The following is a 24,067-nucleotide window of genomic DNA, read 5'->3' on the forward strand; positions in this document are numbered from 1 at the left end:
CCCACCACGTCAATCGCGGTCGTCTGGGGAACGGTGCGATTGCCCTTTCTGCCATCCGGATCGGTCACGGGGATGCCCCGATCCGGAGTTCTCCTCTGTCGTGTCGGCGGAGGGATCTTTGTGTGCCTTCTGAGTGAACTGTTCGCCCACATGCGTGTTCTTCTTCGCCTCTCGCTTCTCCCATCGCTCGACGAGTTCACGCATGCGCTCCCGGAAATGGGTGCCTTCTTCCGCCATCCACGCCGCATCGTCGCCGGAGTCGTCTGACGCCGATGCATCGGTTGTGCGGGTCGGAGCACTCGTGGCCGGGTCGCCGGCCGTGCTCCCCGCATCGTGGTCCGGCCCCGCGGGCGAGTCGGCCTCCGGCAGCTCCGACGCGTCGTTCGCGCCCTGCTCTCCGGCGACGGGTGCGGTCGCGGTCTCTTTGGTCGGCGCCGACTCGTTGTGGGTGCCGCCGATGTCGCGCGGAGCGGGAGCGGCGACCGTCTCCGGAGCACCGTCGTCCGCATCGGGCGGCGACGTCGGCGCGGGGCTTCCGGGCACCACGACGGCGGAATCGCGCAGAACCGTGCCGGGCTTGTCAGCGAGCGCGCCGGCAGAACTGACGGCAACCCCGCACGTCATCGCGACGGCGACGGCGACGGCCGCTCCTGTGCCCGCCAACAACGCTGTCCGTGCGTCCACGTTCCCTCCAGTACGCGGCAGAGTGCCCCGCTCCTCCATCGTGCCGCTTTACACCGGAGTTGAACGACTCCCCACGGTGAGACTCTTCTCACGTTGTGATCAGGAGAGTTCTCCTGTCTCGAGCAGATCGGTCACCAGGGCGGCGATAGGTGAGCGCTCGGACCTGACAAGCGTAACGTGACCGAACAGGTCATGTCCCTTCAGAGTCTCGATGACCGACGCCACACCGTCGTGCCGGCCCACGCGCAGGTTGTCGCGCTGCCCCACGTCATGCGTCAGCACGACACGCGAGTTCTGTCCGATGCGGCTGAGCACTGTCAGCAGCACGTTGCGCTCCAGCGACTGCGCCTCATCCACGATGACGAATGCGTCGTGCAGCGACCTGCCCCGAATGTGCGTGAGGGGCAGCACCTCCAGCATCCCCCGTTCCATGACCTCATTGATGACGTTCGCCGAGACCACCGAACAGAGCGTGTCGTAGACCGCCTGCCCCCAGGGGTTCATCTTCTCCTGCGCGTCCCCGGGCAGGTACCCGAGCTCCTGCCCGCCGACGGCGAACAGCGGGCGGAAGACGATGATGCGCCGCTGCTGCTGTCGCTCCAGCACGGACTCCAGGCCCGCGCATAGCGCCAGCGCCGACTTGCCCGTGCCGGCACGCCCACCGAGCGAGACGATGCCCACCTCCGGGTCGAGGAGGAGGTCGATCGCGACGCGCTGCTCGGCGCTGCGCCCGTGCAGACCGAACACTTCGCGGTCGCCGCGCACGAGACGGAACGAACCGTCGCCGGTGACGCGTCCGAGCGCCGATCCGCGCTCGGAGTGGACCACCAGGCCGGTGTTGACCGGCAGACCGCGCACGCTCTCGCTGACGGCCACTTCGGCTTCGTACAGGTCGCTCACTTCGTCGCCCGAGACGTCGATCTCGGCCATACCGGTCCATCCCGAGTCCAGCGCCTGCTCGGCAAGGTACTCCTCGGCACTGATGCCGAGCGATGCCGCCTTCACGCGCATGGGCAGATCCTTGGAGACCACAGTCACGGCCTGCCCGTCATCCATGAGGTGCATCGCGACGGCGAGGATGCGCGTGTCGTTGTCGCCGAGTCGCAGACCCGCCGGGAGGACCGAGGAATCGATGTTCGTCAGCTCGACGCGCAGCGTGCCCCCGTCGCCCACGGGAACCGGGTAGTCGAGACGACCGTGCTCGACGCGCAGATCATCGAGATGGCGCAGCGCCTGACGGGCGAAGTAGCCGATCTCAGGGTCGTTCCGCTTCCCCTCCAGCTCGGTGATGACCACCACGGGGATGACCAGGGAATGCTCCGCGAAGCGGAACAGCGCCCGCGGATCGCTCAGCAGCACAGAGGTGTCCAGCACGTACGTGCGCAACGCCGTGTCGCGGGTCACCGGTGCCCCGCCATCGGCGGCGGGTGCCTGGGTACGGGACTGTTCCTGTTGCAGGGCTCGAGTGGTCACAACCTGCTCCTGACCCGGGACGTCCGTCCCGGCTCCCACAAGTCGACCCGGGGCCACGAGTCGCGATCCGATCGGTCGACTCGACCGGGCACCTTGCCCGATGCCATGAACGTACGACGCCGCTGCGGCTCCGCGCGGACTCGACACGCCAACGGCGCGTTAACTCTTCGTGACGGTCAGCGGGCGCGATAGGTCGAGAAGGCCCCGAGCGCCTCCACCAGCAGACGCATCGAGTCGTCGCCGGTGCCCGCGTGCGCGGCCAGACGCACCGACCCCGCGCGCGCGGTGAAGGTGACGCCGCGGTTCACCAGTGCCGCCGAGAGCGCCGAGACGTCGGCCGCTTCGGGGCGCAGCACCACTATGCCCGCGCGGTTCTCGCGCTCATGCGGGGTGACCACCGGAATGCCGTGCTCGTCCGCGTACGCGATCATCTCATCGGCTCGGTCGGCCACGGCGTCCGCGATGGCCGGCACTCCGGCATCCCGAACCTCCTCCAAGCCGGTGGCAAGACGTCCCGCCGCGAGCATGTCGTCGGCCGTCACGGTGAATCGACGGGCCGTGGGCGCCACGTTCGGCACCTCGTCGACGGGCAGGTCCACCTCGGTTCCGGAGAAGCCCGACAAGACGGGTTCGAGTCGCTCCAGTGCGCGGGACGTGAAGCGAGCCCACCCGGCGCCCCGGCCCGCGCGCAGCCACTTGTAACCATTGCCGCAGACGACGTCCGCCGCCGCATAGTCCGCATCGGTCACCCCGAACCCCTGAATGGCGTCGACGATGAGCAGCCGGTCGCCGACGACGTCGCGCAGCGCACCGAGGTCGGCCAGGTATCCGGTGCGGAAGTCGACCAGGCTCACGGCCACCGCTGTGGTCTCGTCGGTGAGCGCGGACCGGACCGTGTCGGGAGTCACGAATCCACCGTCGGGCTCCATCCACTGCACCCGCAGGTCGTCTCGCACCGCCGCCGCCCGGGTCGCGGTGACGGTGAGGCTGGGGAATTCGCCACGGGAGACGAGCACTCCACCGCGGAGCCCGTACAGGGCCTGCATCAGGCCGTACGAGGTCGACGGCTGCAGCGTCACCTCGGCGACGTCGGCGCCGAGCAGCTCCGCCAACAGCCGGCGTGCGACGTCGGAGTGTCCGCGCACCAGGTCGATGCTCGAGCGCCGCCCGGTGCCGAGGAGCTCGGCGTCAGCATGCATCTCATCGCGCACGCGCGGCGAGAGGGGGCCGAACGCCGCCCAGTCGAGATAGCCGGGTTCCGCCTCGAACGACGAGATGTAGGCTTCCAGATCACTCACGGTGTCATTGTGGCATGGTCTGGCCACATCTCAGCCTGCTGCGCGCTCACCCGCCGAATCGTCGTTCCCGGTCCGCGTAGTCACGGATCGCCCGAAGGAAATCGACCTCGCGCAGATCGGGGCCGAGCGCCTCCACAAAGTAGAACTCGCTGTGCGCCGACTGCCACAGCAGAAAATCGCTCAGCCGTTGCTCCCCCGAGGTGCGGATCACGAGGTCGGGGTCGGGCTGCCCGCCGGTGTACAGGTGCTCGCCGATCTGCTCGGGCGTGAGACTGGCTGCGAGCTCTTCGAGCGTGCCGCCGCGCTCGTCGTGCTGCTGGATGATGCTGCGCACAGCATCGACGATCTCGCCTCGTCCCCCGTACCCGACCGCGAGATTCACGTGCAAGCCGTCGTTGCCGCTCGTGCGTTCCTGCGCCGCGGCGAGCACCCGCGCCAGATCCGCCGGCACGGCTTCGCGACGCCCGACGTGCTGCACGCGCCAGTTCTTGACACGTGACAGGCTGTCGGCCAGCTCCGCGATGATCTCGATGAGGTCAGAGAGCTCCTGCGGCTCGCGTTTGCGCAGGTTGTCGAGCGACAGCAGATACAGCGAGACGACCTTCACGCCGACGGCATCGCACCACTCCAAGAACTCGCGCATCTTGGCAGCGCCCGCACGATGCCCCTCGGCGGCGGAGTGGTACCCGAGCTGTCGCGCCCACCGCCGGTTCCCGTCGATCATCATGGCGACATGGCCGGGCACCGACTCGGGTGGGATCTGCCTGCGCAACCGGCTGATGTACAGCCGGTAGAGGGGCCCCTGCCCCGGGTTCGACCGCTCGGACGTCACGAGACCACGCTACCGCTCCGGCGCATCTCCTATGTTCCCGTCGCGGCATGCGCGACGCCCTAGGCTCGGAGGATGAGCCGCCGCAGCCGACCGTCCGACACCTCGCCCCCTCCGGCCGACGGAGAGGCCGAGATGCCGCAGCTGCCGCTGCTGGACGCGGCGAAGGCCGATGCCACCGAGGAGATCAAACCCACCTGGCGCGGATGGATCCACGCGGGCACGTTCCCGGTCGCCATCGCCGTCGGCATCGTCCTCATCGTCCTTGCGGAGGGCGCCCCGGCCAAGTGGGCCAGTGCAGTCTTCATGGCCACGTCGCTGCTGCTGTTCGGCAACTCGGCGCTGTACCACCGGTTCAACTGGAAGCCCCGCACCAAGGCCGTGCTCAAGCGCATCGACCACGCGAACATCCTGCTGCTCATCGCCGGCACATACACGCCCCTGGCCGTCCTGGCACTGCCCACGCAGAAGACTGTGCTGTTGCTCTCGATCGTATGGACGGGCGCGGTCCTCGGCATCCTGTTCCGCGTGTTCTGGATCAACGCGCCGCGGTGGCTTTACGTCGCCCTGTACCTGGCTCTCGGCTGGGCTGCGATCATGTACATCGTTCCGCTGTTCCAGGCGAGTGTTCCCATGATGGTGCTGGTCATCGTCGGCGGCATCCTGTACACCGTCGGTGCGGTGGTCTATGCGCTCAAGCGTCCCAATCCGTGGCCCGGTCGCTTCGGATTCCACGAGATCTTCCACGTGTGCACCGTGCTCGCGTTCCTCTGCCACTGGACGGCGTCCCTGCTGATCGCTCTGCACCCGGCGTTCCACCTCGGGTGACGGTCGCCGCGACCGCAGCGGATCACTCCCGGTCGTCGCCGGAGGCGTCGACGTCTTCGGAATCGGTCTCGGTGGCTCGCGCGGCTTCGGCCCCTTCCGCCTGCTCGGCGTCGAGCTCTTCGCGCACCTGCGCCCGATAGCGTGCACGCCGGATGCGCCGCAGCATGTCCCAGAGCAGCAGGATGACGGCCACGGCGAGGACGGCGACCACGATGAAGCCCCACGGCCCCGGCGTCACTGTGGACGCATCGGGCGTACCGGACGGGCTCGGGGTGGTCGTGACGTCGGCGAGGATCGCGAGAGCGGCGATCGCAGCGTGCATTTTTCCCCATTCCGCGCGGAGCGCTTAGCCTGGACTTCCAGCCTATTCCCCACGGAGCCGCGATGACCACGCAGCAGATGCTCGACGATCGCTATGGCCGCACGCGCTCTCCGCACGCGCGCGCGTGGGCATGGACGATCGGGGTCGTCGTCGCGGTGATCGTGGGCGCGCTTCTCATCTGGATGGCATGGGGCAGCACATCGTCGTCGGTGGATGCCACGGCAACCGGCTACGAAGTGGTCGACGCACGTACGGTCACGGTGTCGTTCCAGGTCACCTCGGCCCACGACAGCGGCGTCGTGTGCGTTCTGGAGGCCGATGACGAAGACCACGGCATCGTGGGGTGGAAGGTCGTGCACCTCCCTGCGTCCGATCAGCACACGAACGCGTACCGCGAGACGATTCCGACGATCGGCGTGGCGACGACGGGTTTGGTGAACGCCTGCTGGGTGGAATAGGGTACCTGCAGAAACAGACGCTCCGGCAGGGTGCCGGGGCGTCTCGGCTTATCCGGTGAGACGACAGTCCACATCGACCGAAGGAGAAGACGTGTCCGACGATGCTGCGGTGACCTTCCTCACGCAAGAGGCTTACGACCGTCTTGCTGCCGAGCTCGAGCACCTCTCGACGACCGGTCGAGAGGAGATCGCGAAGCGTATCGAGGCGGCGCGCGAAGAGGGCGACCTCAAAGAGAACGGCGGCTACCACGCCGCCAAGGACGAGCAGGGCAAGCAGGAGGCCCGCATCCGCACGCTGCAGGCGCTTCTGAAGAACGCCGTGGTGGGCGAGGCCCCCGCCAGCAACGGCGTGGTCGAGCCCGGTACCGTCGTCACCGCGATCGTCGCGGGCGACGAAGAGGTCTTCCTTCTCGGCAGCCGCGAGATCGCCGCGGGCGGCGACCTCGACGTCTACAGCGAGGCCTCACCGCTGGGCAGCGCGATCATCGGGCTCAAAGAGGGCGAGAAGTCCTCTTACACCGCGCCGAACGGGCGCGAGATCGCCGTCGAGATCGTCAAGGTCGAGACCTACTCCCCCAGCTGACCCCGTCAGTCTTCGACGACTTCGAGGTCGAAACCGGCCCCGCGCAGCGTGTCGATGACGAGCGCGCGGTGCTCGGCCCCGCGCGTCTCAACGCTCAGCTGCAGGACCACCTCGCTGATCTGCAGTCCTTGACCGTGCCGCGTGTGGAGCACCTCGATGACGTTCGCGCCGGCCTGGGCGAGCAGCTCCGAGACGAGCGCGAGCTGGCCGGGGCGATCGGGCAGCGGGATGCGCAGGGACATGTACCGGTCGGACGCCGCGAGCCCGTGTGCGACCACGCGCTGCAGCAGCAACGGGTCGATGTTGCCGCCCGACAGGATCGTCGCCGTCGTGCCCGATGCCTCGATCTTGCCGGCGAGGATCGCCGCGACGCCGACTGCTCCCGCGGGCTCGACGACCTGCTTGGCGCGTTCCAGGAGCACGAGCAGGGCACGGGCGATGTCGTCCTCGGTCACGGTGACGACCTCGTCGACGAGCTCGCGCACGAGATCGAACGTGATGTCGCCCGGGCGTGCGACCGCGATACCGTCTGCGATCGTGGGAGTCGTGGCGACCTCCAGCGGGTGTCCCGCGGCCAGAGAAGGCGGATAGGCGGCGGAATTGGCCGCCTGGACGCCGATCACCCGTACCGTGCGCCCCTCGGCGGCTGCGCGCGCTTTCACGGCCGCGGCGACGCCGGAGATCAGCCCGCCCCCGCCGATGCCGACGATCACGGTGTCGAGGTCGGGCAGGGCGTCCCACAGCTCGAGGCCCAGCGTGCCCTGTCCGGTGATCACGTCGAGATGATCGTACGGGTGGATGAGCACCGCGCCGGTGCGCTCGGCGAACTCCGCGGCGAGCCGCAGCGGCGTCTCGACGGTGGTCCCCTCGAGCACGACGTCGGCACCGTAACCGCGGGTGGCCAGGAGCTTGGGCACCGGCACGCCCAGCGGCATGAAGATCGTGGCGGCGATCCCGAGCTGCTGCGCGGCGAGGGCGACGCCCTGCGCGTGATTGCCGGCAGAGGCCGCCACGACCCCGCGCGCGCGTTCCTCTGCGGTCAGCCGCGAGAGTCGGTAACTGGCGCCGCGCACCTTGAAGGAGCCGGTCCGCTGCAGGTTCTCGAGTTTCAGATGCACGGGCACGCCGAGCAGTTCCGACAGGTAGAGCGACTGATCGATCGGCGTTTCGGCGATCACCCCCCTCAGCGCCGAAGCTGCGTCTTCGAAGTCGGCGAGGGTGAGTGCACTCATGCGCTGCCTTTCCTGGTGCGGGGCACCGTGTTCCAGATGAGATCGACGTCTTCGAGGGCGGCATCGCCCTTCCATGCCTTGTGACTGAGGTACACGGCGACGACGTTGATGAACGCCGCGAGCGGCACCGCGAACAGCGCACCCGGAATTCCCGCGATCATGGCGCCGCCGGCCACCACGAGCACGACCGCCAGCGGATGCACCTTGACCGCCGAGCCCATGACCACCGGCTGGAGCACATGCCCTTCCAGTTGCTGCACGCCGAGCACGACCACCAGCATCCACAACGCTATCCACCAGCCGTTGTAGACCAGCGCGAGGAAGACGGCCAGGATCCCGGTGACGACGGCCCCGACGATGGGGACGAACGAACCGAGGAAGACGAGGACGGCCACCGGAACCGCCAGCGGCACACCGAGCAGGAATGCGCCCAGCCCGATGCCGACAGCGTCGATGGTCGCGACGAGAAGCTGCGTGCGCGCGTAGTTCACGAGCGTGTTCCACCCGGCGCGCCCCGCGCCGTCGATGGCCACGCGCGCCTGCTTCGGGAACAGCCGCACGGTCCACCGCCAGATGCCGGCGCCGTCGGTGAGCAGGCAGAGGAGGATGAACACCGAGAGCACGAAGCCGGTGCCGATGTGCCCGACGGTGCTGCCGATGGCCAGCGCCCCCGACCAGAGCAGATCGGCCTGCTGCTGCAGGAACTGCCCGAGCTGATGCAGCATGTCGTCGATCTGCGCTTCGGTGAGTCCCAGCGGCCCGGTCACGAGGCCCTGGCGCAGGGAATCGATGGCACCCGCCGTCCGCTCTCGCACCGATGCCCACTGCGCCCCGATCTGCCAGCCCACGAGCCACATGAGCCCGGCGACGATGGCCAGCGTGCCGATCACGGAGATCACGATCGCCGGCACCTTGGGCACCCGGTGACGCAGCATGAACGCGAATGCCGGCCACAGCAGCGCCGTGACGAGGATCGCGACCAGTAGCGGGATGACCAGGAGCTTCAGTTCGATGATCAGCCAGATCCCGAGCGCCAGTGCCGCGGCCACCACGAGCAGTCGCCACGCGAAGGCGGCGGCGATGCGCAGTCCGCTCGGGACTGTCGCACTCGACTCGGTGCTCACGATGCGCTGCATCAAGGCCTCGCGCAGCGAGGGCCGCGGGGTGCCGTCGGACTGTGCCACCCGGCCAGTCTATGGCCGCGCACGACAGGAGACCTGGTCGGCGCGGCGGGTAGCGTGATCATGTGAAGACCCGCACCGTCATCGCGCTGACCGCAACCGCGGCGGTCGTCGTTGCGGGCGCTGCTGTCGCCGGATGGTGGATGCTGCGTCCGCCGTCGCTGCAGGATACGGCCGAGCAGTACCTGCATGCTCTGGAGACCGGCGACGCCGACACTCTCGATTCGATGATGGAGGGCGCCTCGCTGTCCGCTGACGAGCGGGCCCGCATCGGCGACGCGTTCCAGGGCGCTTCTGCTCACATCACGCATGCTCGGATTGAAACGATCCGCGACGACGGGAGCGTGCGCGCCACCGCGCGTCTGGCGGGCGACGAGGTCACCGTGGGCTTCCTGCTCGCCCGCCACGGCCGGGACTACCGTCTGAACGGAGACTTCCTCGGCACCCTCACCGTCACGCCCACTCTCGGCGACGCCGTCCGGGTGGGGAGGGCGACGACCCCCGCCGGTGAACCGGTCATGCTCCTGCCCGCCGAGTATCAGATCACGCCGCTGCCCGATGATCTGCTCTCTGGCCGGTCCCACGTCGCGGTGACGAACGCGACGCCGGTCACCGCGAAGCTGCAGGTGTCGTTCGCCGCCGGCGCGACGGACAGGGCGCAACAACAGCTGGCGACGTATGAGGACCGCTGCGCGGCATCCACCGCCGTCGTCCCTGCGCACTGCGGACTGCGAGTGCCCTGGGCGGCCGACCTGCGCACCCTCGAGCGACTCGATTTCCGTATCGATCGACGTCCCGCCGTGAGGCTGGCCAGGGACGGCAGCACGTTCGCGGCCACGGGTGGGCGGATCACGGCCACGGCCCGGGGCGAGGCCTGGGACGGGGCATCCCGCACCATCACCTATCGCACCGACGACTGGGCGCTGCGCGGTCGCATCGTCTTCGACGGCACGACGATGTCACTGCACGTGGACTAGAAGCCGCCGCCCATCGTGTGCAGGCGCTCGATCCGGTCGGGGATCGGCGGGTGCGTGGAGAACATCCGCTGCAGAGCGTTGGGTCGGAGCGGATCGGCGATCCACAGATGCGCCATCGAGGTGTTGGCCTTCTGCAGCGGACGGCCATGGGTCTGCAGCTTGTTCAGCGCCGAGGCCAAGCCGTCGGGGTCGCGCGTGGTCATCGCGCTCGTGGCGTCGGCGAGGTACTCCCGCTGACGCGAGATCGCCGCCTGCACGACGCCCGCGAGCAGTGGGGCGACGATGGCCGCGACGATGCCGAGCAGCAGGAAGATGAGCTGCGCCTGCCCCCCGCCCCCGTTGTTGTTGCGACGTCCACCGCCGAAGAACGTCATCCGCAGCAGGATGTCGGCGATGATGCCGACGGCGACGACGAGGCCGAAGACGATCATCGAGACCCGGATGTCGTAGTTTCGGATGTGCCCGAGCTCATGTGCGAGAACGCCCTCGAGCTCGCGATCGGTCATGATCTCGAACAGGCTCGTCGTCACCGTGATCGCCGCGTGTTCGGGGTCGCGCCCCGTCGCGAACGCATTGGGCGCGGGATCTTCGACGACGTAGAGCCTCGGCATCGGGGTCCCCGTCGTGATGCAGAGGTTCTCGACGAGCCGGTAGTACCGGGGAGCACTCTGCTTGTCGACCTCGAAGGCTCCCGACAGCGCGATGGCCTGCCGGTCGGCGTTGAAATACTGCACCGTCGCGTACCCGCCTGCGAACAACAGGATGAAGGCGGTGATCCACCAGTTGTTGCCTGCCAGCCATCCGATGAGAGCACCGAGCAGCCCGAGCAGGATGACGAAGGCGATGAGGATGAACCACGTGTTGCGCTTGTTGCGCGCGATCGCCGAGTACAACGGTCAGAAGGTCAGAATTGGACCCTGGGCGGCTCGGCGATGGCCGCACCGTCGACGACCTCGAAGAACTCGCGTTCGTTGAAGCCGAGGTTGCGCGCGAACAGATTGTTCGGGAACACCTTGATCTTCGTGTTCAACTCGCGCACTCCGCCGTTGTAGAACCGACGCGACGCTTGAATCTTGTCTTCGGTGTCGACGATGTTCTGCTGCAGCTGGAGGAAGTTCTGGCTCGCCTGCAGCTGCGGGTAGGCCTCGGCGACCGCGAAGATCGACTTCAGCGCCTGCTGCATGTGCCCCTCGGCGACGCCCGCATCGGCGGGACCCGACGCGTTCAGCGTCTCCGCGCGCGCCTGCGTGACGTTCTCGAACACGGCCTTCTCGTGGGCCGCATACCCCTTCACCGCCTCGATGAGGTTCGGCAACAGGTCTGCACGACGCTTGAGCTGCACCGTGATGTCGCTCCAGGCCTCATCGACGCGCACGTTCAACTGCACGAGGGAGTTGTAGGTGGCCCACAGGTAGATCCCGATGATGAGGATCACTGCGACGACGACGATTACCGGGATCAGCCATTCCATTGCAGGGAACTCTCCGTTCGATTTGTCCCATCCTAACCGGGGGCCACGAACCGGCCGGCACGGCCGGGGGTACTCTCAGCCGTTACTCACCGAGGACACGGTGGAGATAAGAGTTCTCGAACCGTCGGTCGGGGTCGAGGCGATCCCGCAGCGCGACGAAGTCGTCGAAACGCGGGTACCGATCGCGCAGGACGCGCGCATCGAGGGTGTGCATCTTTCCCCAGTGCGGGCGCCCGCCCAGCTCGAGCATGATCTGCTCGACGGCTTCGAAGTAGTCGCTGGGGTTCTCGCGCCAATACCGGTGCACGGCGATGTAGGCGCTGTCACGGCCGTAGGCGGTCGACAGCCACAGATCGTCGGCTGCGGCGAAGCGCACCTCGACGGGGAACGAGATCCGCCATCCCTGCTCATCGATCAGCGCGCGCAGCCGATCGAAGGCGGTTCGCACGTTCTCGGCCGGCAGGGCGTACTCCATCTCGCGGAAACGGACCCCGCGGTGCTGCGTCAACACGCGGTCCGACCAGTCGGTGTACTCCCGGTCTCCGGTCAGCGTGACCGCGAGCCGCGAGAATGACGGCACGACGGCCGGCACGGCGGTGCCGACCGCGCAGACAGCGCCGTACACGGCGTTCGAGAGCAGTTCTTCGTCCACCCACTTCGCCATTGCCGGAAGGGGATGCCGCGGTGCGGTCCTGGGCAGCCGGGTATTCGTCTTGGTCAGCCCGACGTCGGTGTGCGGGAACCAGTAGAACTCGAAATGGTCGGCGTCAGCGCTGCGTGCCGGAATCGAGTCGAGTACCTCTGCGAGCGGCCCCGGCTCGTCCACGGCGTGCAGCACGAAGGCCGGCACGCACTGGAGCGTGACCTCGACGAGGACGCCGAGGGCGCCCAAGCCCAGCGCCACCGCGGGCAGCAGCTCGGGTTCATGCTCGTCGTCGACGGTGAGCAGCTCGCCATCCGCGGTCACAAGCACGGCCCCCACCACCTGAGTGGCGATGCCGCCGAACCGCGCGCCGGTGCCGTGCGTGCCCGTCGAGATGGCGCCCGCGATCGTCTGCCGGTCGATGTCGCCGAGGTTCTCCATCGCGAGCCCGTAGGGGCGCAACAGCGCCGGGATGCTGTACAGGTGGGTGCCGGCACGCAGTGTCACTTGCTCCCGCTCGCGGTCGACCCGGACGACCCCTGACAGGTCACGCAGGTCGAGCAGCACTCCCGGCGCCGCGGCGATGCCGGTGAAACTGTGCCCGGCGCCGACCGCCTTGACCGCCAGCCCCACCCGCGCCGCCGACTGCACCGCGCGGCGCACCGCGTCGGTGCTGTTCGGATATTCCACCCGCTGCGGCCGGATGCGTGCCGATCGTCCCCAGTTGCGCCATTCGCCGCCCGGTCGAGTCACAGAAAGGCCCTTCCTTCCCCGCGGTAGGTCAGCGCTTCGCCGACGACGCGATCCGCTTCGATGAGGTGATACGCGTTGACGCGCTCCGCGAGCTCCCCGCTCTTGGAATGGCGGAACCACACCCGGTCGCCGACGCGCAGCGAACGCGCAGCCTCACCCTGCAGAGGTGTCTGCACTTCACCGGCGCCCTCGCGGCCCAGCGTGCGCAGACCCTGCGGCCACACCGGCAGCGGCTGCCGGGACGCGACCGGGGGCCCCGACGCTATCCACCCGCCACCGAGCACCGTCGCAATGGACTCCGTGGGCCTGCGGACGACCTCGAGCGAGAAGGCGGCCGCCGGTGCCGGATCGAAAATGCGGTAGCGGTCGAAGAGATGCCCGGCGAGCAGGCCGCTGCCGGCGGTGACTTCGGTGACAGCCTGGTCGGACGCCGTCAGCTCCAGAGAACCCGTTCCGCCGCCGTTGACGAACTCAAGCGACGCTATCTCACGGAGCGCACCCACGATCCGGGCGCGGCGCGCGAGCAGCTCCTCAGCCGACCGGCGTTGCATCCAGCGGATCACAGGGTCGGACGCGCCGTCCTTGTCGGGTTGCCCGGCGATCTGTGCCTCGTACATCATCAGACCGACGAGGGCGAAACCATCCCGTCCGACGATCGCACGCGCCAGCGTCGCGACCTCGGCAACCTCGTGCACCGGCGAGCGCCGGACGCCGATGTGGCCCAGGCCGGGTGCGCGCCACGACGCGTCGGCGTCGATGCACAACCGCAAGCGCGCCCGCCTTCCCGGTGCGGCAACCGCGTCCACGAGGTCGAGCTGATCGAGGCTGTCGACCATGAGGGTGATCCGGGATGCGGCATCCTCATCCGCACACAGCCGCGCGATGGCCGCGCGATCCGCGGTCGGATAGCCGACGACGATGTCATCGTGCCCGGTCTGGGCCAGCCAGAGCGCCTCGGGCAGGGTGAAGGCGAGGATGCCGCGGTATCCCGACAGCGCGAGGGTCGCGTCGAGCACCTCGCGCACACGCACGGACTTGCTCGCCACGCGGATCGGTACGCCGCCGGCGCGTACGACCATGTCAAGAGCGTTGTAGCGCAGCGCGGCGACGTTGATGGCGGCGACAGCGCCGGAGAGGTCGGAGACGGCATCCGTCATCGCACGCCAGTACGGCGCGGGGTCGTCCCACGGTCGGGCGGCGGTGTCGGGTGCCGCGAGCAGGTCGAGGCTCATCGGTTCGGGCTCCTTCGCGCTTCGACGTCCCGTCCAGCATAGAACGGCTGCCGACCCTCCGATCACACCTCCGCGGGGGTCTGCTCCGCGATGCTCTCGCGTGCGGTCTTCGCCCACGACGTGCGCCCGGCGAGCTGTCGGATCAGTGCGACCGCGAGTACCGGGAACACGATCCAGGCATACACGAGGTACGGAATCACCAGGATCACCGCCAACGGCGCCGTGTACCAGCGCCCCGCACGCATCAGCATCGTGATCAGCCCGGGTCCGAAGGCCAGCATCGCGAAGAGGAGGATCACCCACCACATCGACGATTCGTACGGTGAGATACCCAGCGTCCACAGGACGATGGCCGTGACGAAGGCGACGCCGGTGACCAGCTGCAGCGCGGGCGTGAGCAGGTAAAAGACGCAGTCCATCAGTCCGAAGAGTTTCAACGAGGGACGCCCGACTCCGCGCAACAGAGACAGCGCCTGCCAGTTGCCCTGTGCCCACCGCACCCTCTGCCGGTACAGCCGCCGCAGCGAGTTGAGCCCCTGCTGGCGCACCCGTGCGCTGTTGTTCTGCGTGCCCCGCCAGCCCGCCTGGATCATGCGCACGCCCAGGTCCTGATCCTCGGTGAGGCGATCGCGCCATGGCCCGCGCCCGTCGTCGACGGCGCGGAGCGCGGCCAACCGCGTGAACTGACCATTCCCGCCCATGTTCGCTGTGCCCCACCACGACCGGCCGGCTTGGAACACGCGCCCGAACGACGAGAATTCGACGTCTTGCGCCCAGGTGAGCGGGGTGCGCCGGTTGTAGATCTCGACGAGCAGCTGGGTGCCGCCGACACGGGGGTCGCTGAAGTCCAGGCTGACGGCGGTCGGCGCGTGTGCGTCGACGCGGCCGTCGGCGTCGACCACCGCCACGATCACGTCGTCGTCGCCCCATCCTCTGAACGACGGCTCGGCGAGCACGCGCTCGCGCAGGTGCTGGTAGGCCGCGTTCAGGGCGGCCGCCTTTCCGACACGCGCATCCGGTGCCGTACGGGCGAGTACGCGCAGTCGCGGGTCGTCGAGGCCGGCCAGAATGCGCGCGGTGTCGTCGTCGGACCCGTCGTCGATGACGAGGAAGACCGCGTGCGTCGCCTCGGTCGTGCATAGCCTCGAGACGCTGTCGGCGATCGTGACCTCCTCGTTGAGCGCAGGCACGAGGAACACCCAGAGGAACTCGCTCTCATCGCGCAGACCGTGCGCCCCCACCCGCCGACGCGCGAGCTGCCGGTAGCGCGCCGCCACGACGAGCAGCGTGATCAGGGACACCGCCGAAGAGACGATCACAACCAGGACGATCCAGTCGAGCACCTGGCTCCAGACCGGTGCGTTCCCATAGAGATCGAGCATCGGGCTCATCCATCCTCTGCAGGCAACGGCCAGGACGCCACCCACCCGCTCTCGGCGGGGTCATCGCTGCCTCCCGCGGCAAGGACGGTGTTGCGCTCGAAGCCAGGCCCGAACGGCGCCGGTGCAGGAGCGTTGAAGATGATGTGCTCGAGAGCCGCCACAATGCGCACCGATGCGTTGCCGTCACCGTAGGGATTCGCCTTGCGGCTCCGGCGACGCAGCTCGTCGGGGTCGTCGAGCAGCGATCGGACAGCAGCCGTGATCCGCTCCGTCGACGTCCCGACCAGTTCGACGGTCCCGGCATCCACCCCCTCCTGCCGTTCGGTAGTCTCACGCACGCAGATGACGGGCGTGCCCAGAGCGGGCGCCTCCTCCTGGATTCCGCCGGAATCCGTGATCGCCAGCGTCGCGAGCTTCAGCAGGTGCGCGAACTCCACGTACTTCATCGCCGCGACGAGGGTCACGTTCGGACAGTCGGCGAGCCGGGAGGTGAGGATGCCGCTGACGGCCGGATTGGGATGGAGCGCGACGATGAACCTCACGTCGGGGTACTCCTGCGCGGATTGTGCGACCGCGTCGGCGACGCGCTCCAGGGGCCTCCCCCAGTTCTCACGCCGATGCGCTGTGACGACGACGACCCGTGGAGGGTGCGCGGCGTCGAGGTCGGCCAGCCGTGCGTCTTCGAAGCGGGTGTCGTCGGACGCGGCCAGGTGCAATGCGTCGATGGCCGTGTTGCCGGTGATGAACACGCGCCCGAAGGGGATGCCCTCACTCATGAGGTTCGCCTTATTGCGGTTGGTCGGCGCAAGATGCAGCGCGGCGATCCGCGAGATGAGCTGCCTGTTCAGCTCTTCCGGGAAGGGAGACAGCGTGTTCGACGTGCGCAGCCCCGCCTCGACATGCACGACCGGAAGGTGCAGATGAAAGGCTGCGAGCGCAGCCGCCGCCGCACTCGTCGTGTCGCCGTGCACGAAGCAGGCAGCGGGATAGCCGTTCTCATAGCTGGCTTCTGCGGGCGGCAAAGGCGGCCCGAAGCGCTCGCCGAGGTAGTCCTCGAGATGGGTGAGGATGAAAGCGAAGAGGTCGTTGAGCGAACGCGGGCCGGTGGGCAGCTCGAACTCCACGTCCGGTCGGATGTCGCCGATCGACAGCACCGCAGCCACCATCTCCGCGTGTTGGCCGGTGGAGACCACGACAGGTTCGAAGTGGGTGCTGTCGCGCATCGCGACGATGAGGGGAAGCATTTTGATGGCCTCGGGTCGCGTCCCCACGATGAACACCGCGCGAAGGCGCTGATTCGACGGCTCGGTATGCATGTCTTCGACGGTAGTGAAGCACGAGGCCGATGTCACCCTGCGACGGGCGCGCGCAGGCGCGCAAGGATATCTCTCAGACGGAGATATTGTTGCCACGCCGATGGCAGGATCGCGGCCAGCATCGAGAACTCCACGACGTACATCACGAGAGACAGCACCGATCCCACCTCCATCTCGCGTCCCGAAGCGACGATGACGGCGTAGACCTGCAGGGCCGTCGCGAGGACGCCCGAGATCGCGAAGCTGACCACGTCCAAGTCCGACATCTTGACCATCCAGCTGTTGAGCAGGCTGATGTGGCGGCGCACATCCGGCGCCTCGGACCGGCCGAGGACGTCGACCTGGCGTTCGGCTTCGTCGTTGTACGCGCGGTTCAAACGCAGCGTTCGCGATGTCGTGAACGCGTATGCCGCGGCGATTGCCGCCGCAACCATGAGCGCCGCGATGAACACCCCGACGTCGAGCGTTGCGAGGAAGATGAGCACGCCCACGAACGCCAGGACGCTCGCGACCACGTCCGGGAGCGAGTACTCGAGAAAGTCGACCACCTCGCCCAGCATGGCGACACGTGCCGCCTTGACCGACAGTGCGGTGTGCTGTTCCGTCACGCCAAGGGTCGCATCGAGCCGCACGGCACCGTAGAACCGCACGTCGTGGAGTCGCCGGATCGCCGCAGCGGCGGTGCCGATCGCGCCGGTCGCCGCGAGGAAGATCACCCCGCGCGACGAGCCTTCCACCCAGTCCTGCACGGCAAGACCGATCGCGAACGGCACGACCACGCCGACCGCGGCCTCGATCGCCACCAGGATGAGGGAGATCGCGACCCGCCACCCCCGGCGACGAAGCATCGAAAGCATGCCGGAAGGCTACCGCGAAGCGCTCAGCGCGGTGTGCCCCCGATCCAGCGTCGCCGGCGCGCCGGCATCTGTCCCGAGTCATGCGGCGCCGGGGAAACAGGAGGAGAGCTTGCCTCTGCACGCCAGTGTCCGCTCGCGATATATGAGATGGAGGAATTGAGAACGGCAACGAGAGGGACGGCGAAGAACGCGCCGGGTATGCCGGCGATCATCGAACCGGCCGCGACGGCGAGGACGACAGCAAGTGGATGCACTTTGACGGCGTTGCCCATGACCAGAGGCTGCAACACATGCCCCTCGATCTGCTGAACCAGCAGAACGATGGCTAGCATGACGACGGCGATCACCCATCCGTTGTAGATGAGCGCAATGGCGACGGCGAACGCACCGGTCACGATGGCACCGACGACCGGGATGAACGATCCGAGGAAGACGAGCACACCGATCGGGATGGCAAGAGGCACACCGAGCAGCGCGGCGCCACCCGCGATCCCCACGGCGTCGATGATGGCGACGAGGATCTGCACTTTGACGAACGACTGGAGCGTGCCCCACCCCGCGCGTCCGGCGCCGTCGGCCGCGGCGCGCGAGTTCTTCGGGAACAGGCGGACAGTCCAGGACCAGATGCGGTCGCCGTCGATGAGGATGAACAGCGTCGTGAACAGTGCCAGGAGAATGCCGACGAGCACGTGGCCGACCGTGCTGCCGGCAGAGAGTACACCGGGCAGGATGCTTCCGGCGTTGGCCTGGAGCGCTGCCCACCCTTGGTCCGCGAGCTCGGTGAGCTGACCGTCGGTGATATGAAGAGGGGATGCCGCAAGCCAGGCCGCGAAGTCCTCGAGCGCGGTGAGCGCTCGTTCCCGCAACGCACCGAATCCCGCTCCGACCTGGGTGACGACGAGGTAGAGGAGAAGGCTGACGCCGACGATGACGCTCAGTTCGGCGAGGGCGACGGCAGCCCATCGGGGGAACCGAGCGCGGATCATCCCATCTCTGAACGGCACGAGCAGGGCGGAGACGACCATCGCCACGAACACAGGAATGGCGATCTCGCGCAGCTGCACGATGAGAAATCCCACGACGGAGATGGCCGCGGCGATGACAAGCATGCGCCACGACCACGCAGCCGCAAGGCGGACCCCGGGCGGCACGTTGTCCACAGGAGGAGCCGGTTCTGGCACGGTGGTCGGTGACATCTTCTTCGGTGACCGCCGCATGGTCACTTCACCGAAGTGGTGAGCCGAGTCGACACTTCGGCCGCTGCTCGATGGCCGGACAGGATGGCGCCGTTCATGGTGCCCGAGAACTGATCGGCCGTCTCCGTGCCTGCCCAATGAACACGTCCGACGGGTTCACGCAGGAACGGACCGAACGACGTCCATGCCCCGGGCGCGACCGCGGGGTTGGGGCCACCCGGGGCGAACGTGTCATTGCCCCACGCGAAGTCTTCATAGTCGACGATGCGCCGGGCGTCTTTCCCGTACAGGTGCATGAGATGTCGGATGACGCGGCGGGAGCGTTCGTCACGGTCGTATCCGTCGAAACCACGAGCGTCGCAGAACACCATGAGGATGCCGGGCCCAGTGGGTCTGGGGCTGACGTCGAAGGTGAGAAAGACGGTGTCGTCGTCGGAGACGCCCTCGCCGGAGAGACCGGCATCACGCCAGAAGGGGCGGTCGTAAGCGACGAACGCCTTGCTGAGGGCGCCGAGCCGCCACGTGCGGGAGAGTCCGTAATGACGCTCGGGCAGCGCGGGCTCGAACACGATGCCCGCGCGGTGTGAGGGCGCGGCCGTGACGATGACGAAGCGGGCCTCGATCACGTCCGTGGCCGTGTGGACGGTGACGCGGTCGCCGTCGGTCACGATCCTCTGCACGGGCGCATCGACGATCACCCTGGGGCTCAGGGTCTCCGCGAAGCGGTCGACGAGTCCCTGCGTGGTACCCACGAGACGATCCTGCTGGTCGCCCCCTTCGACGGCGAGCATGTGTTCCAAACCGCCGAGGGTCTTGACGTACCGAAGGACGTTGAAGAGCGAGATGTCGCTGACGGGGGCGCCGAAGTGGACCATGGCGATCATGCCGACGAATTTGCGTGTTCCCTCCAGCGCTCGTTTCTTGGTCAGCCACTCGCCGAGGGTTGCAGCATCGTAGCCGGCGGCGCGCGGGTGTTCCCACGGCGATGTCATCGGCATCGCGTCGGCCATCTTCTGAAGAGAACGCAAGACGCGGGCGATGTCGAGGGTCACCCAGGGCATGAGCGCAGTGAGGCCCTCCGCCTTGCGGCGACCTCCGAAGGAGAGGACGCCCTTGCCCTGGTGGAACTGCGGGACGGTCGTCCGGTCCAGTCGCCGGATGAGAGCGTGGAGGGCATCGTGGTCGGGTGCGATCCAGGTGGCGCCGGCGTCGACGGGAACCCCGGCGACTTCCGTGCTCCGGATGCGGCCACCCACCCGATCGCGTCCTTCAAGGACGATGACGTCGTGGCCCTCCTGGGCGAGCCGATCTGCGGCGGACAGTCCGGCCAGACCTGCGCCGACGATGACCACGTCGACATTCGTAGTGCGGGTGATTGTCATTACTTCTCCGTTCGTCTGCGGCGGGCTCTCCTGACAGGTCAGTGGCTCACGGGGTCTGGGATCTTGTGAGACGGGATGGCGATCCAGGCGATGACGGCGGCAATCGCCAGCAGGATCGCGGCGATGACCGAGGTCCACTGCATGCCGAGAGTGAACGCATGCTGTGCCTGTTCGATCGCAGCCCGGACCGCAGCATCAGCGGAGTCGAGCTGGGACATCGCTGTCGCGAGCGATTCGCGCACGCTGGTGTCGATCACCTCATCCGCGATCGGGGGCAGGTTCCACCGGTACAGAGCGAGTTGCAGCGAACCCAGCACGGCGATGCCCAGCGCGGCGCCCAATTCGTAGGCGGTTTCCGCGATGGAGGAGGCGGCACCGGCGCGCTCGCGGGGTGCGGCGCTGACGACCGCATCGGTGGTCAACGTCATCGCCAGCCCCGCGCCGAACCCGACGATCGCAAACCCGATGAGGATGCCCACCAAACCCGACATCCCTTCCGCGAAAGCCAGCACGGCGAGTCCTATCGCTCCGAAAGCGAGTCCGACGCTGATCGCGCGGCCGCGGCCGAGCTTGCCGAGCATGTGCCCTGCGAACGCGATGACGACGATCGAGGCCACAGTCGCCGACAACTCGGTCAGACCAGCCTCCAACGGACCGAGACCGCGGACGAGCTGCAGATACTGAGAGAAGAAGAACAACAGGCCCACGAACGCGAAGATCGACACGGTGTTGGCCACCACAGCCCCGCTGAACGCTGGCGAGCGGAACAGGGAGACGTCGATGAGGGGCCGGTCGAGAGTGCGTTGTCGTCGCAGGAACAGCCCTCCGGCGATCAGGCCCAGCATGACCGCAACCGGGGTCGTCCAGTCGAACCCGTTCGCGAACACCTGCTTGATGGCGAAGACGATCGAGACGATCGCCAGGAACGACAGCACCGCAGACCATAGGTCTATGCGCGCACCATGAGGGTCCCTCGACTCCGGCAGGAGGAAGAGTCCGCCGACGAGCACGAGAACCATGATCGGAACATTGATGAGGAACACGCTGCCCCAGTGGAAGTGTTCCAGCAGCGCGCCGCCCACAATGGGGCCGACCGCAGCGCCGGCGGTCGCGCCGGCTGCCCACACGGCGATGGCACGAGTGCGCATCGTCGGGTCAGAGAAGATGTTCCGGACGAGAGCCAGCGTCGACGGCATGATCGTCGCGCCGCTGATCCCGATGATCGCGCGAGCGAGGATAAGGACCTCCGGCGTGGGCGAGAACGCCGCCAGAATCGACGAGAGCCCGAAGCCCACCGAGCCGATCAGCAGCAGCCGTTTCCGGCCGATCCGGTCGGCCAGATTCCCCATCGTCACGAGCAGGCCGGCCAGGGCAAACGAGTAGATGTCACCGATCCACAGCAGCTGGGTCGCGGTGGGGTTCAGGTCGGCGGTCAGGGCGGGCACAGCTAGCGCGAGAACCGTGCCGTCGATGGCCAGGAGAAGCACGGCGAGGGTCAGGATGCCGAGTGCCGCCCACCGGCGTGCCGTCACCGGCAGGGAAGTCGTCGAAGTCACACAGGAGAGATTACCGGCCGTACGGCCGGTACGTCCGGTCCGATAGCCTTTTGGGAGGATCTCTCCAGGTTGACCTCACCGTGCGGGGCTTTGCGGCACGATCGAGGGTGAAGGATGACGGTTACGGAAGGAGCCCGACGATGGACATCGCGGACGGTCACAAGGGGCGCACGACGCGCAACGCCGAGCGAACGAGGGCGGCCGTCCTCACGGCTGCGGCCGAAGCGATGGTCGAACGAGGCACCGGCGTCTCGCTCGACCACATCGCGAAGCGCGCCGGCGTCTCGAAGAGCGGGTTGCAACACCATTTCCCCAACCGGGAAGCCTTGATCGTCGCGCTCGTCGACGACGCTCAACAGCAGCTTCGGGAGAACGTGATGAGCCATCTCGATCTTTCGGAGAACACTCCGGGCAAGCTCCTCCGCGCCTACGTCCGCGCCATGACCTCAGGTTCACGCTCCACCGTGCAGTACTTCACCGCCGCGCCGACCTGGGCAGGCATCTATCAGATACCCACGGTCGCCGAGATCGCTGCCGCCGACGCACACTGGTGGAACGAGAACTTGGCCGCCGACGGCCTTGGCTCCGACCGCATCATGATCGTCCGGCGCGCAGCCGAAGGACTGGCCGCGGCAGCCGCCTACGGCGATGAGACATCCGCCGCTGTCGAACGGGCCCGTGAAGTTCTCCTCCACCTTGCGGACGGCGGGGAGATCGGAGCGCTCTGACATCGAGCCTCCACCGGCGTGGGCCCGAGCCCGTGTCTCACCCGGCATGCGGACGCATAGCGCCGCCGCACTGCGCGACACCGCGATCCGTGCCCCCACTGGGATTCGAACCCAGACTGAAGCGATTTTAAGTCGCCTGCCTCTGCCATTGGGCTATGGGGGCCGTCGCCGTCAGCCTAGCGGCGCGGGGACGCGGAACGCCCGCCACCCAGTGCGGGTCGCGGGCGTTCCGAAGAGCATCGATCAGGCGCTGGCCTGCGACTCGACCGGCTTCTTTCCGGCACCGGCACCGTCGGCCTTCTTCTCGTCCTTCTTCGGCGCGGCCTCGGCCGGCTGCGGCGGACGGGGGCGGGCCGCGAACTGCTCGAAGACCGCACGCGGCGTCTGCACGGCCTCGAGGCTCACGATGTCGCGGCCGAGCCAAAAGTTGTTCCACCAGCCCCACAGCACACGCCACTTGCGCTCCCACGTCGGCATCGCCAGGCCATGGTAGGCGCGGTGGGCGCACCACGCGAGGAAGCCCTTGAGTGCAAGGTTGCCTGACTGGAAGACGCCGTTGTACAGGCCCAGGCCCGCAACCGCACCGGCATTCTTGTGGAAGTAGTCCGTCGTCTTCTCGCCGCGGAGAACCGCCACGAGGTTCTTCGCGAGGCGCTTGGCCTGACGCACGGCATGCTGCGCGTTCGGCACACAGAAGCCGCCCACGCCGCCGCCCGAGAGGTCGGGAACGGCCGAGACGTCACCGGCGGCCCAGGCGCCCTCGACGAACTCCTCGGGCGTGCCCACGCGCAGGTCGGCGCGCGTGCGGATGCGACCACGCTCTTCGACGGGCAGGTCGCCGCCACGCACCACGGTCGGGTTGGCCATCACTCCGGCGGTCCAGACGATCAGGTCGGACGGGAAGACCTCGCCGGTGGAGACCTCGACGTTGCCGTCGGTGGCGTTGGTCACCTGCGTGTCGAGGTGCACGTACGCGCCGTGCTTCGCGAGCGACTTCAGCACCCACTCACTCGTCTTCTGCGAGACCTCGGGCATGATGCGCCCCATCGCCTCGATGAGGTGGAAGTGCGTGTCTTCGAAGGTGAGCTGCGGGTAGTTCTTCAGAAGGGCGGATGCCAGAGACCGAAGCTCTGCGAACGCCTCGATGCCCGCGAAGCCGCCACCCACGACGATGACGGTCAGCAGGCGATCGCGGTCGGGGCCCGCCGGCAACGCGGCGGCACGGTCGAAGTTGCTCATCAGGCGATCGCGGACGGCGACGGCCTCTTCGATCGTCTTCAGGCCGATCGCGTTGTCGGCGATGCCGGGGATCGGGAAGGTGCGCGAGACCGCACCGGCGGTGACGACGATCTGGTCGTACTCGTGCTGCCACGTCTGCCCGTCGGCGCCCGTGAGCGTGGCGGTCTTGTGCGCGTGGTCGATGCCGGTCACCTTTGCGTTGATGACCGTCGTGCGCTTGAGATGACGACGGTGGGCGACGACGGCGTGGCGCGGCTCGATGGACCCCGCAGCGACCTCCGGCAGGAACGGCTGGTAGGTCATGTAGGGCAGCGGGTCGACCATGGTGACCTCTGCCTCGCCCTTGCGGAGATGCTTCTCCAGCTTCCAGGCGGTGTAGAAGCCGGCGTACCCACCGCCGACGATGAGGATCCGGGGCGTGGTGGTCGCGGCGGTGTTCACGGTGTG

The 24,067-nt window shown here is 67.9% G+C and carries 23 protein-coding genes and 1 tRNA gene; 5 read left to right on the top strand and 19 right to left on the bottom strand.

All coding sequences use genetic code 11. The annotated features are described in order from the left end of the window. Window positions 1–9: 9 nt before the first annotated feature. The 4 genes from PU630_RS09980 to PU630_RS09995 form a co-directional block, all read right to left on the bottom strand. Window positions 10–684 carry a hypothetical protein gene (locus tag PU630_RS09980; protein WP_275276927.1) on the bottom strand — a complete coding sequence of 225 codons (675 nt, stop codon included), beginning with the start codon at window positions 682–684 and terminating at the stop codon, window positions 10–12. A gap of 99 nt (window positions 685–783) precedes the next feature. Next, window positions 784–2,157 (bottom strand): RNA 5'-3' helicase PhoH2, encoded by a 1,374-nt coding sequence (gene phoH2 / locus PU630_RS09985; protein WP_428981946.1) that lies wholly within the window; start codon window positions 2,155–2,157, stop codon window positions 784–786. Window positions 2,158–2,333: 176 nt separating this feature from the next. Continuing rightward, entirely contained in the window at window positions 2,334–3,455 is a 1,122-nt protein-coding gene (locus PU630_RS09990; RefSeq protein ID WP_275276928.1) for an aminotransferase class V-fold PLP-dependent enzyme, read from the bottom strand. A 46-nt stretch (window positions 3,456–3,501) separates the two neighbouring features. Next, complete coding sequence (locus PU630_RS09995) at window positions 3,502–4,287, bottom strand: isoprenyl transferase (protein ID WP_275276929.1); 786 nt, start codon at window positions 4,285–4,287, stop codon at window positions 3,502–3,504. A 132-nt stretch (window positions 4,288–4,419) separates the two neighbouring features. On the opposite strand from PU630_RS09995, the gene trhA reads away from it, so the two are divergent. After that, window positions 4,420–5,112 (top strand): PAQR family membrane homeostasis protein TrhA, encoded by a 693-nt coding sequence (gene trhA, locus PU630_RS10000; protein ID WP_275280071.1) that lies wholly within the window; start codon window positions 4,420–4,422, stop codon window positions 5,110–5,112. A gap of 22 nt (window positions 5,113–5,134) precedes the next feature. Here the strand turns inward: trhA and PU630_RS10005 are convergent, their stop codons facing one another. Beyond that, complete coding sequence (locus tag PU630_RS10005; protein ID WP_275276930.1) at window positions 5,135–5,434, bottom strand: hypothetical protein; 300 nt, start codon at window positions 5,432–5,434, stop codon at window positions 5,135–5,137. A 62-nt stretch (window positions 5,435–5,496) separates the two neighbouring features. Here PU630_RS10005 and PU630_RS10010 point away from each other — a divergent pair, with 62 nt between their 5' ends. After that, window positions 5,497–5,892, top strand: a complete 396-nt coding sequence (locus tag PU630_RS10010) for a DUF4307 domain-containing protein (RefSeq protein ID WP_275276931.1) — start codon at window positions 5,497–5,499, stop codon at window positions 5,890–5,892. 91 nt (window positions 5,893–5,983) lie between these two features. Further along, complete coding sequence (gene greA / locus PU630_RS10015) at window positions 5,984–6,475, top strand: transcription elongation factor GreA (protein ID WP_275276932.1); 492 nt, start codon at window positions 5,984–5,986, stop codon at window positions 6,473–6,475. Between the two features lie 5 nt (window positions 6,476–6,480). On the opposite strand, the gene ilvA is transcribed toward greA, so the two are convergent. Together ilvA and PU630_RS10025 are read right to left on the bottom strand one after the other, a co-directional pair. Then, a complete protein-coding gene (gene ilvA / locus PU630_RS10020; RefSeq protein ID WP_275276933.1) occupies window positions 6,481–7,707 on the bottom strand; it encodes a threonine ammonia-lyase in 1,227 nt (408 codons plus the stop codon). After that, the gene (locus PU630_RS10025) at window positions 7,704–8,843 is read right to left on the bottom strand and encodes an AI-2E family transporter (RefSeq protein WP_428982005.1); all 1,140 of its coding nucleotides are present in this window, start codon (window positions 8,841–8,843) and stop codon (window positions 7,704–7,706) included. Before PU630_RS10025 ends, ilvA begins: the two co-directional genes overlap by 4 nt. A 110-nt stretch (window positions 8,844–8,953) precedes the next feature. Between PU630_RS10025 and PU630_RS10030 the strand changes: the two genes are divergently transcribed. After that, the gene (locus PU630_RS10030; RefSeq protein ID WP_275276935.1) at window positions 8,954–9,865 is read left to right on the top strand and encodes a hypothetical protein; all 912 of its coding nucleotides are present in this window, start codon (window positions 8,954–8,956) and stop codon (window positions 9,863–9,865) included. Here the strand turns inward: PU630_RS10030 and PU630_RS10035 are convergent. The 10 genes from PU630_RS10035 to PU630_RS10080 all read right to left on the bottom strand — a co-directional run bounded on the left by PU630_RS10035 (window position 9,862) and on the right by PU630_RS10080 (window position 21,653). Next, window positions 9,862–10,758, bottom strand: coding sequence for a M48 family metallopeptidase (locus tag PU630_RS10035; RefSeq protein ID WP_275276936.1), 897 nt, complete (start codon window positions 10,756–10,758; stop codon window positions 9,862–9,864). The genes PU630_RS10030 and PU630_RS10035 overlap by 4 nt on opposite strands. 11 nt (window positions 10,759–10,769) lie before the next feature. Next, window positions 10,770–11,336 carry a LemA family protein gene (locus tag PU630_RS10040; protein WP_275276937.1) on the bottom strand — a complete coding sequence of 189 codons (567 nt, stop codon included), beginning with the start codon at window positions 11,334–11,336 and terminating at the stop codon, window positions 10,770–10,772. A gap of 82 nt (window positions 11,337–11,418) precedes the next feature. After that, window positions 11,419–12,732, bottom strand: a complete 1,314-nt coding sequence (locus PU630_RS10045; RefSeq protein ID WP_275276938.1) for a D-arabinono-1,4-lactone oxidase — start codon at window positions 12,730–12,732, stop codon at window positions 11,419–11,421. Next, window positions 12,729–13,964 (bottom strand): alanine racemase, encoded by a 1,236-nt coding sequence (locus PU630_RS10050; RefSeq protein WP_275276939.1) that lies wholly within the window; start codon window positions 13,962–13,964, stop codon window positions 12,729–12,731. Before PU630_RS10050 ends, PU630_RS10045 begins: the two co-directional genes overlap by 4 nt. A 62-nt stretch (window positions 13,965–14,026) precedes the next feature. Then, window positions 14,027–15,355, bottom strand: a complete 1,329-nt coding sequence (locus PU630_RS10055) for a glycosyltransferase family 2 protein (RefSeq protein WP_275276940.1) — start codon at window positions 15,353–15,355, stop codon at window positions 14,027–14,029. Beyond that, entirely contained in the window at window positions 15,352–16,662 is a 1,311-nt protein-coding gene (wecB, locus tag PU630_RS10060; protein WP_275276941.1) for a non-hydrolyzing UDP-N-acetylglucosamine 2-epimerase, read from the bottom strand. Before wecB ends, PU630_RS10055 begins: the two co-directional genes overlap by 4 nt. Window positions 16,663–16,694: 32 nt before the next feature. Continuing rightward, window positions 16,695–17,519 carry an ABC transporter six-transmembrane domain-containing protein gene (locus PU630_RS10065; RefSeq protein ID WP_275276942.1) on the bottom strand — a complete coding sequence of 275 codons (825 nt, stop codon included), beginning with the start codon at window positions 17,517–17,519 and terminating at the stop codon, window positions 16,695–16,697. Window positions 17,520–17,542: 23 nt separating this feature from the next. After that, window positions 17,543–18,715: an AI-2E family transporter gene (locus tag PU630_RS10070; protein ID WP_275276943.1), complete on the bottom strand. Its 1,173-nt coding sequence runs from the start codon at window positions 18,713–18,715 to the stop codon at window positions 17,543–17,545. Between the two features lie 23 nt (window positions 18,716–18,738). After that, complete coding sequence (locus PU630_RS10075; RefSeq protein ID WP_275276944.1) at window positions 18,739–20,097, bottom strand: flavin monoamine oxidase family protein; 1,359 nt, start codon at window positions 20,095–20,097, stop codon at window positions 18,739–18,741. Between the two features lie 38 nt (window positions 20,098–20,135). Beyond that, window positions 20,136–21,653 carry an MFS transporter gene (locus PU630_RS10080; protein WP_275276945.1) on the bottom strand — a complete coding sequence of 506 codons (1,518 nt, stop codon included), beginning with the start codon at window positions 21,651–21,653 and terminating at the stop codon, window positions 20,136–20,138. 140 nt (window positions 21,654–21,793) lie between these two features. Between PU630_RS10080 and PU630_RS10085 the strand changes: the two genes are divergently transcribed. After that, the gene (locus PU630_RS10085; RefSeq protein WP_275276946.1) at window positions 21,794–22,381 is read left to right on the top strand and encodes a TetR/AcrR family transcriptional regulator; all 588 of its coding nucleotides are present in this window, start codon (window positions 21,794–21,796) and stop codon (window positions 22,379–22,381) included. 90 nt (window positions 22,382–22,471) lie between these two features. On the opposite strand, the gene PU630_RS10090 is transcribed toward PU630_RS10085, so the two are convergent. Both PU630_RS10090 and PU630_RS10095 read right to left on the bottom strand, forming a co-directional pair. Further along, window positions 22,472–22,544: transfer RNA gene (locus PU630_RS10090), tRNA-Leu, on the bottom strand. A gap of 80 nt (window positions 22,545–22,624) precedes the next feature. After that, a complete protein-coding gene (locus PU630_RS10095; protein WP_275276947.1) occupies window positions 22,625–24,061 on the bottom strand; it encodes an NAD(P)/FAD-dependent oxidoreductase in 1,437 nt (478 codons plus the stop codon). Window positions 24,062–24,067: the final 6 nt, after the last annotated feature.

It is taken from the genome of Microbacterium horticulturae (assembly GCF_029094505.1).
In the GTDB taxonomy this organism is placed as follows: domain Bacteria; phylum Actinomycetota; class Actinomycetes; order Actinomycetales; family Microbacteriaceae; genus Microbacterium; species Microbacterium horticulturae.

Coding starts and splice junctions, on each gene's coding strand:
- trhA (WP_275280071.1), top strand. CDS start 4,420: ATGCCGCAGCTGCCGCTGCTGGACGCGGCGAAGGCCGATGCCACCGAG.
- PU630_RS10005 (WP_275276930.1), bottom strand. CDS start 5,434: ATGCACGCTGCGATCGCCGCTCTCGCGATCCTCGCCGACGTCACGACC.
- PU630_RS10010 (WP_275276931.1), top strand. CDS start 5,497: ATGACCACGCAGCAGATGCTCGACGATCGCTATGGCCGCACGCGCTCT.
- ilvA (WP_275276933.1), bottom strand. CDS start 7,707: ATGAGTGCACTCACCCTCGCCGACTTCGAAGACGCAGCTTCGGCGCTG.
- PU630_RS10025 (WP_428982005.1), bottom strand. CDS start 8,843: ATGCAGCGCATCGTGAGCACCGAGTCGAGTGCGACAGTCCCGAGCGGA.
- PU630_RS10040 (WP_275276937.1), bottom strand. CDS start 11,336: ATGGAATGGCTGATCCCGGTAATCGTCGTCGTCGCAGTGATCCTCATC.
- PU630_RS10050 (WP_275276939.1), bottom strand. CDS start 13,964: ATGAGCCTCGACCTGCTCGCGGCACCCGACACCGCCGCCCGACCGTGG.
- PU630_RS10055 (WP_275276940.1), bottom strand. CDS start 15,355: ATGAGCCCGATGCTCGATCTCTATGGGAACGCACCGGTCTGGAGCCAG.
- wecB (WP_275276941.1), bottom strand. CDS start 16,662: ATGCATACCGAGCCGTCGAATCAGCGCCTTCGCGCGGTGTTCATCGTG.
- PU630_RS10065 (WP_275276942.1), bottom strand. CDS start 17,519: ATGCTTTCGATGCTTCGTCGCCGGGGGTGGCGGGTCGCGATCTCCCTC.
- PU630_RS10070 (WP_275276943.1), bottom strand. CDS start 18,715: ATGTCACCGACCACCGTGCCAGAACCGGCTCCTCCTGTGGACAACGTG.
- PU630_RS10075 (WP_275276944.1), bottom strand. CDS start 20,097: ATGACAATCACCCGCACTACGAATGTCGACGTGGTCATCGTCGGCGCA.
- PU630_RS10085 (WP_275276946.1), top strand. CDS start 21,794: ATGGACATCGCGGACGGTCACAAGGGGCGCACGACGCGCAACGCCGAG.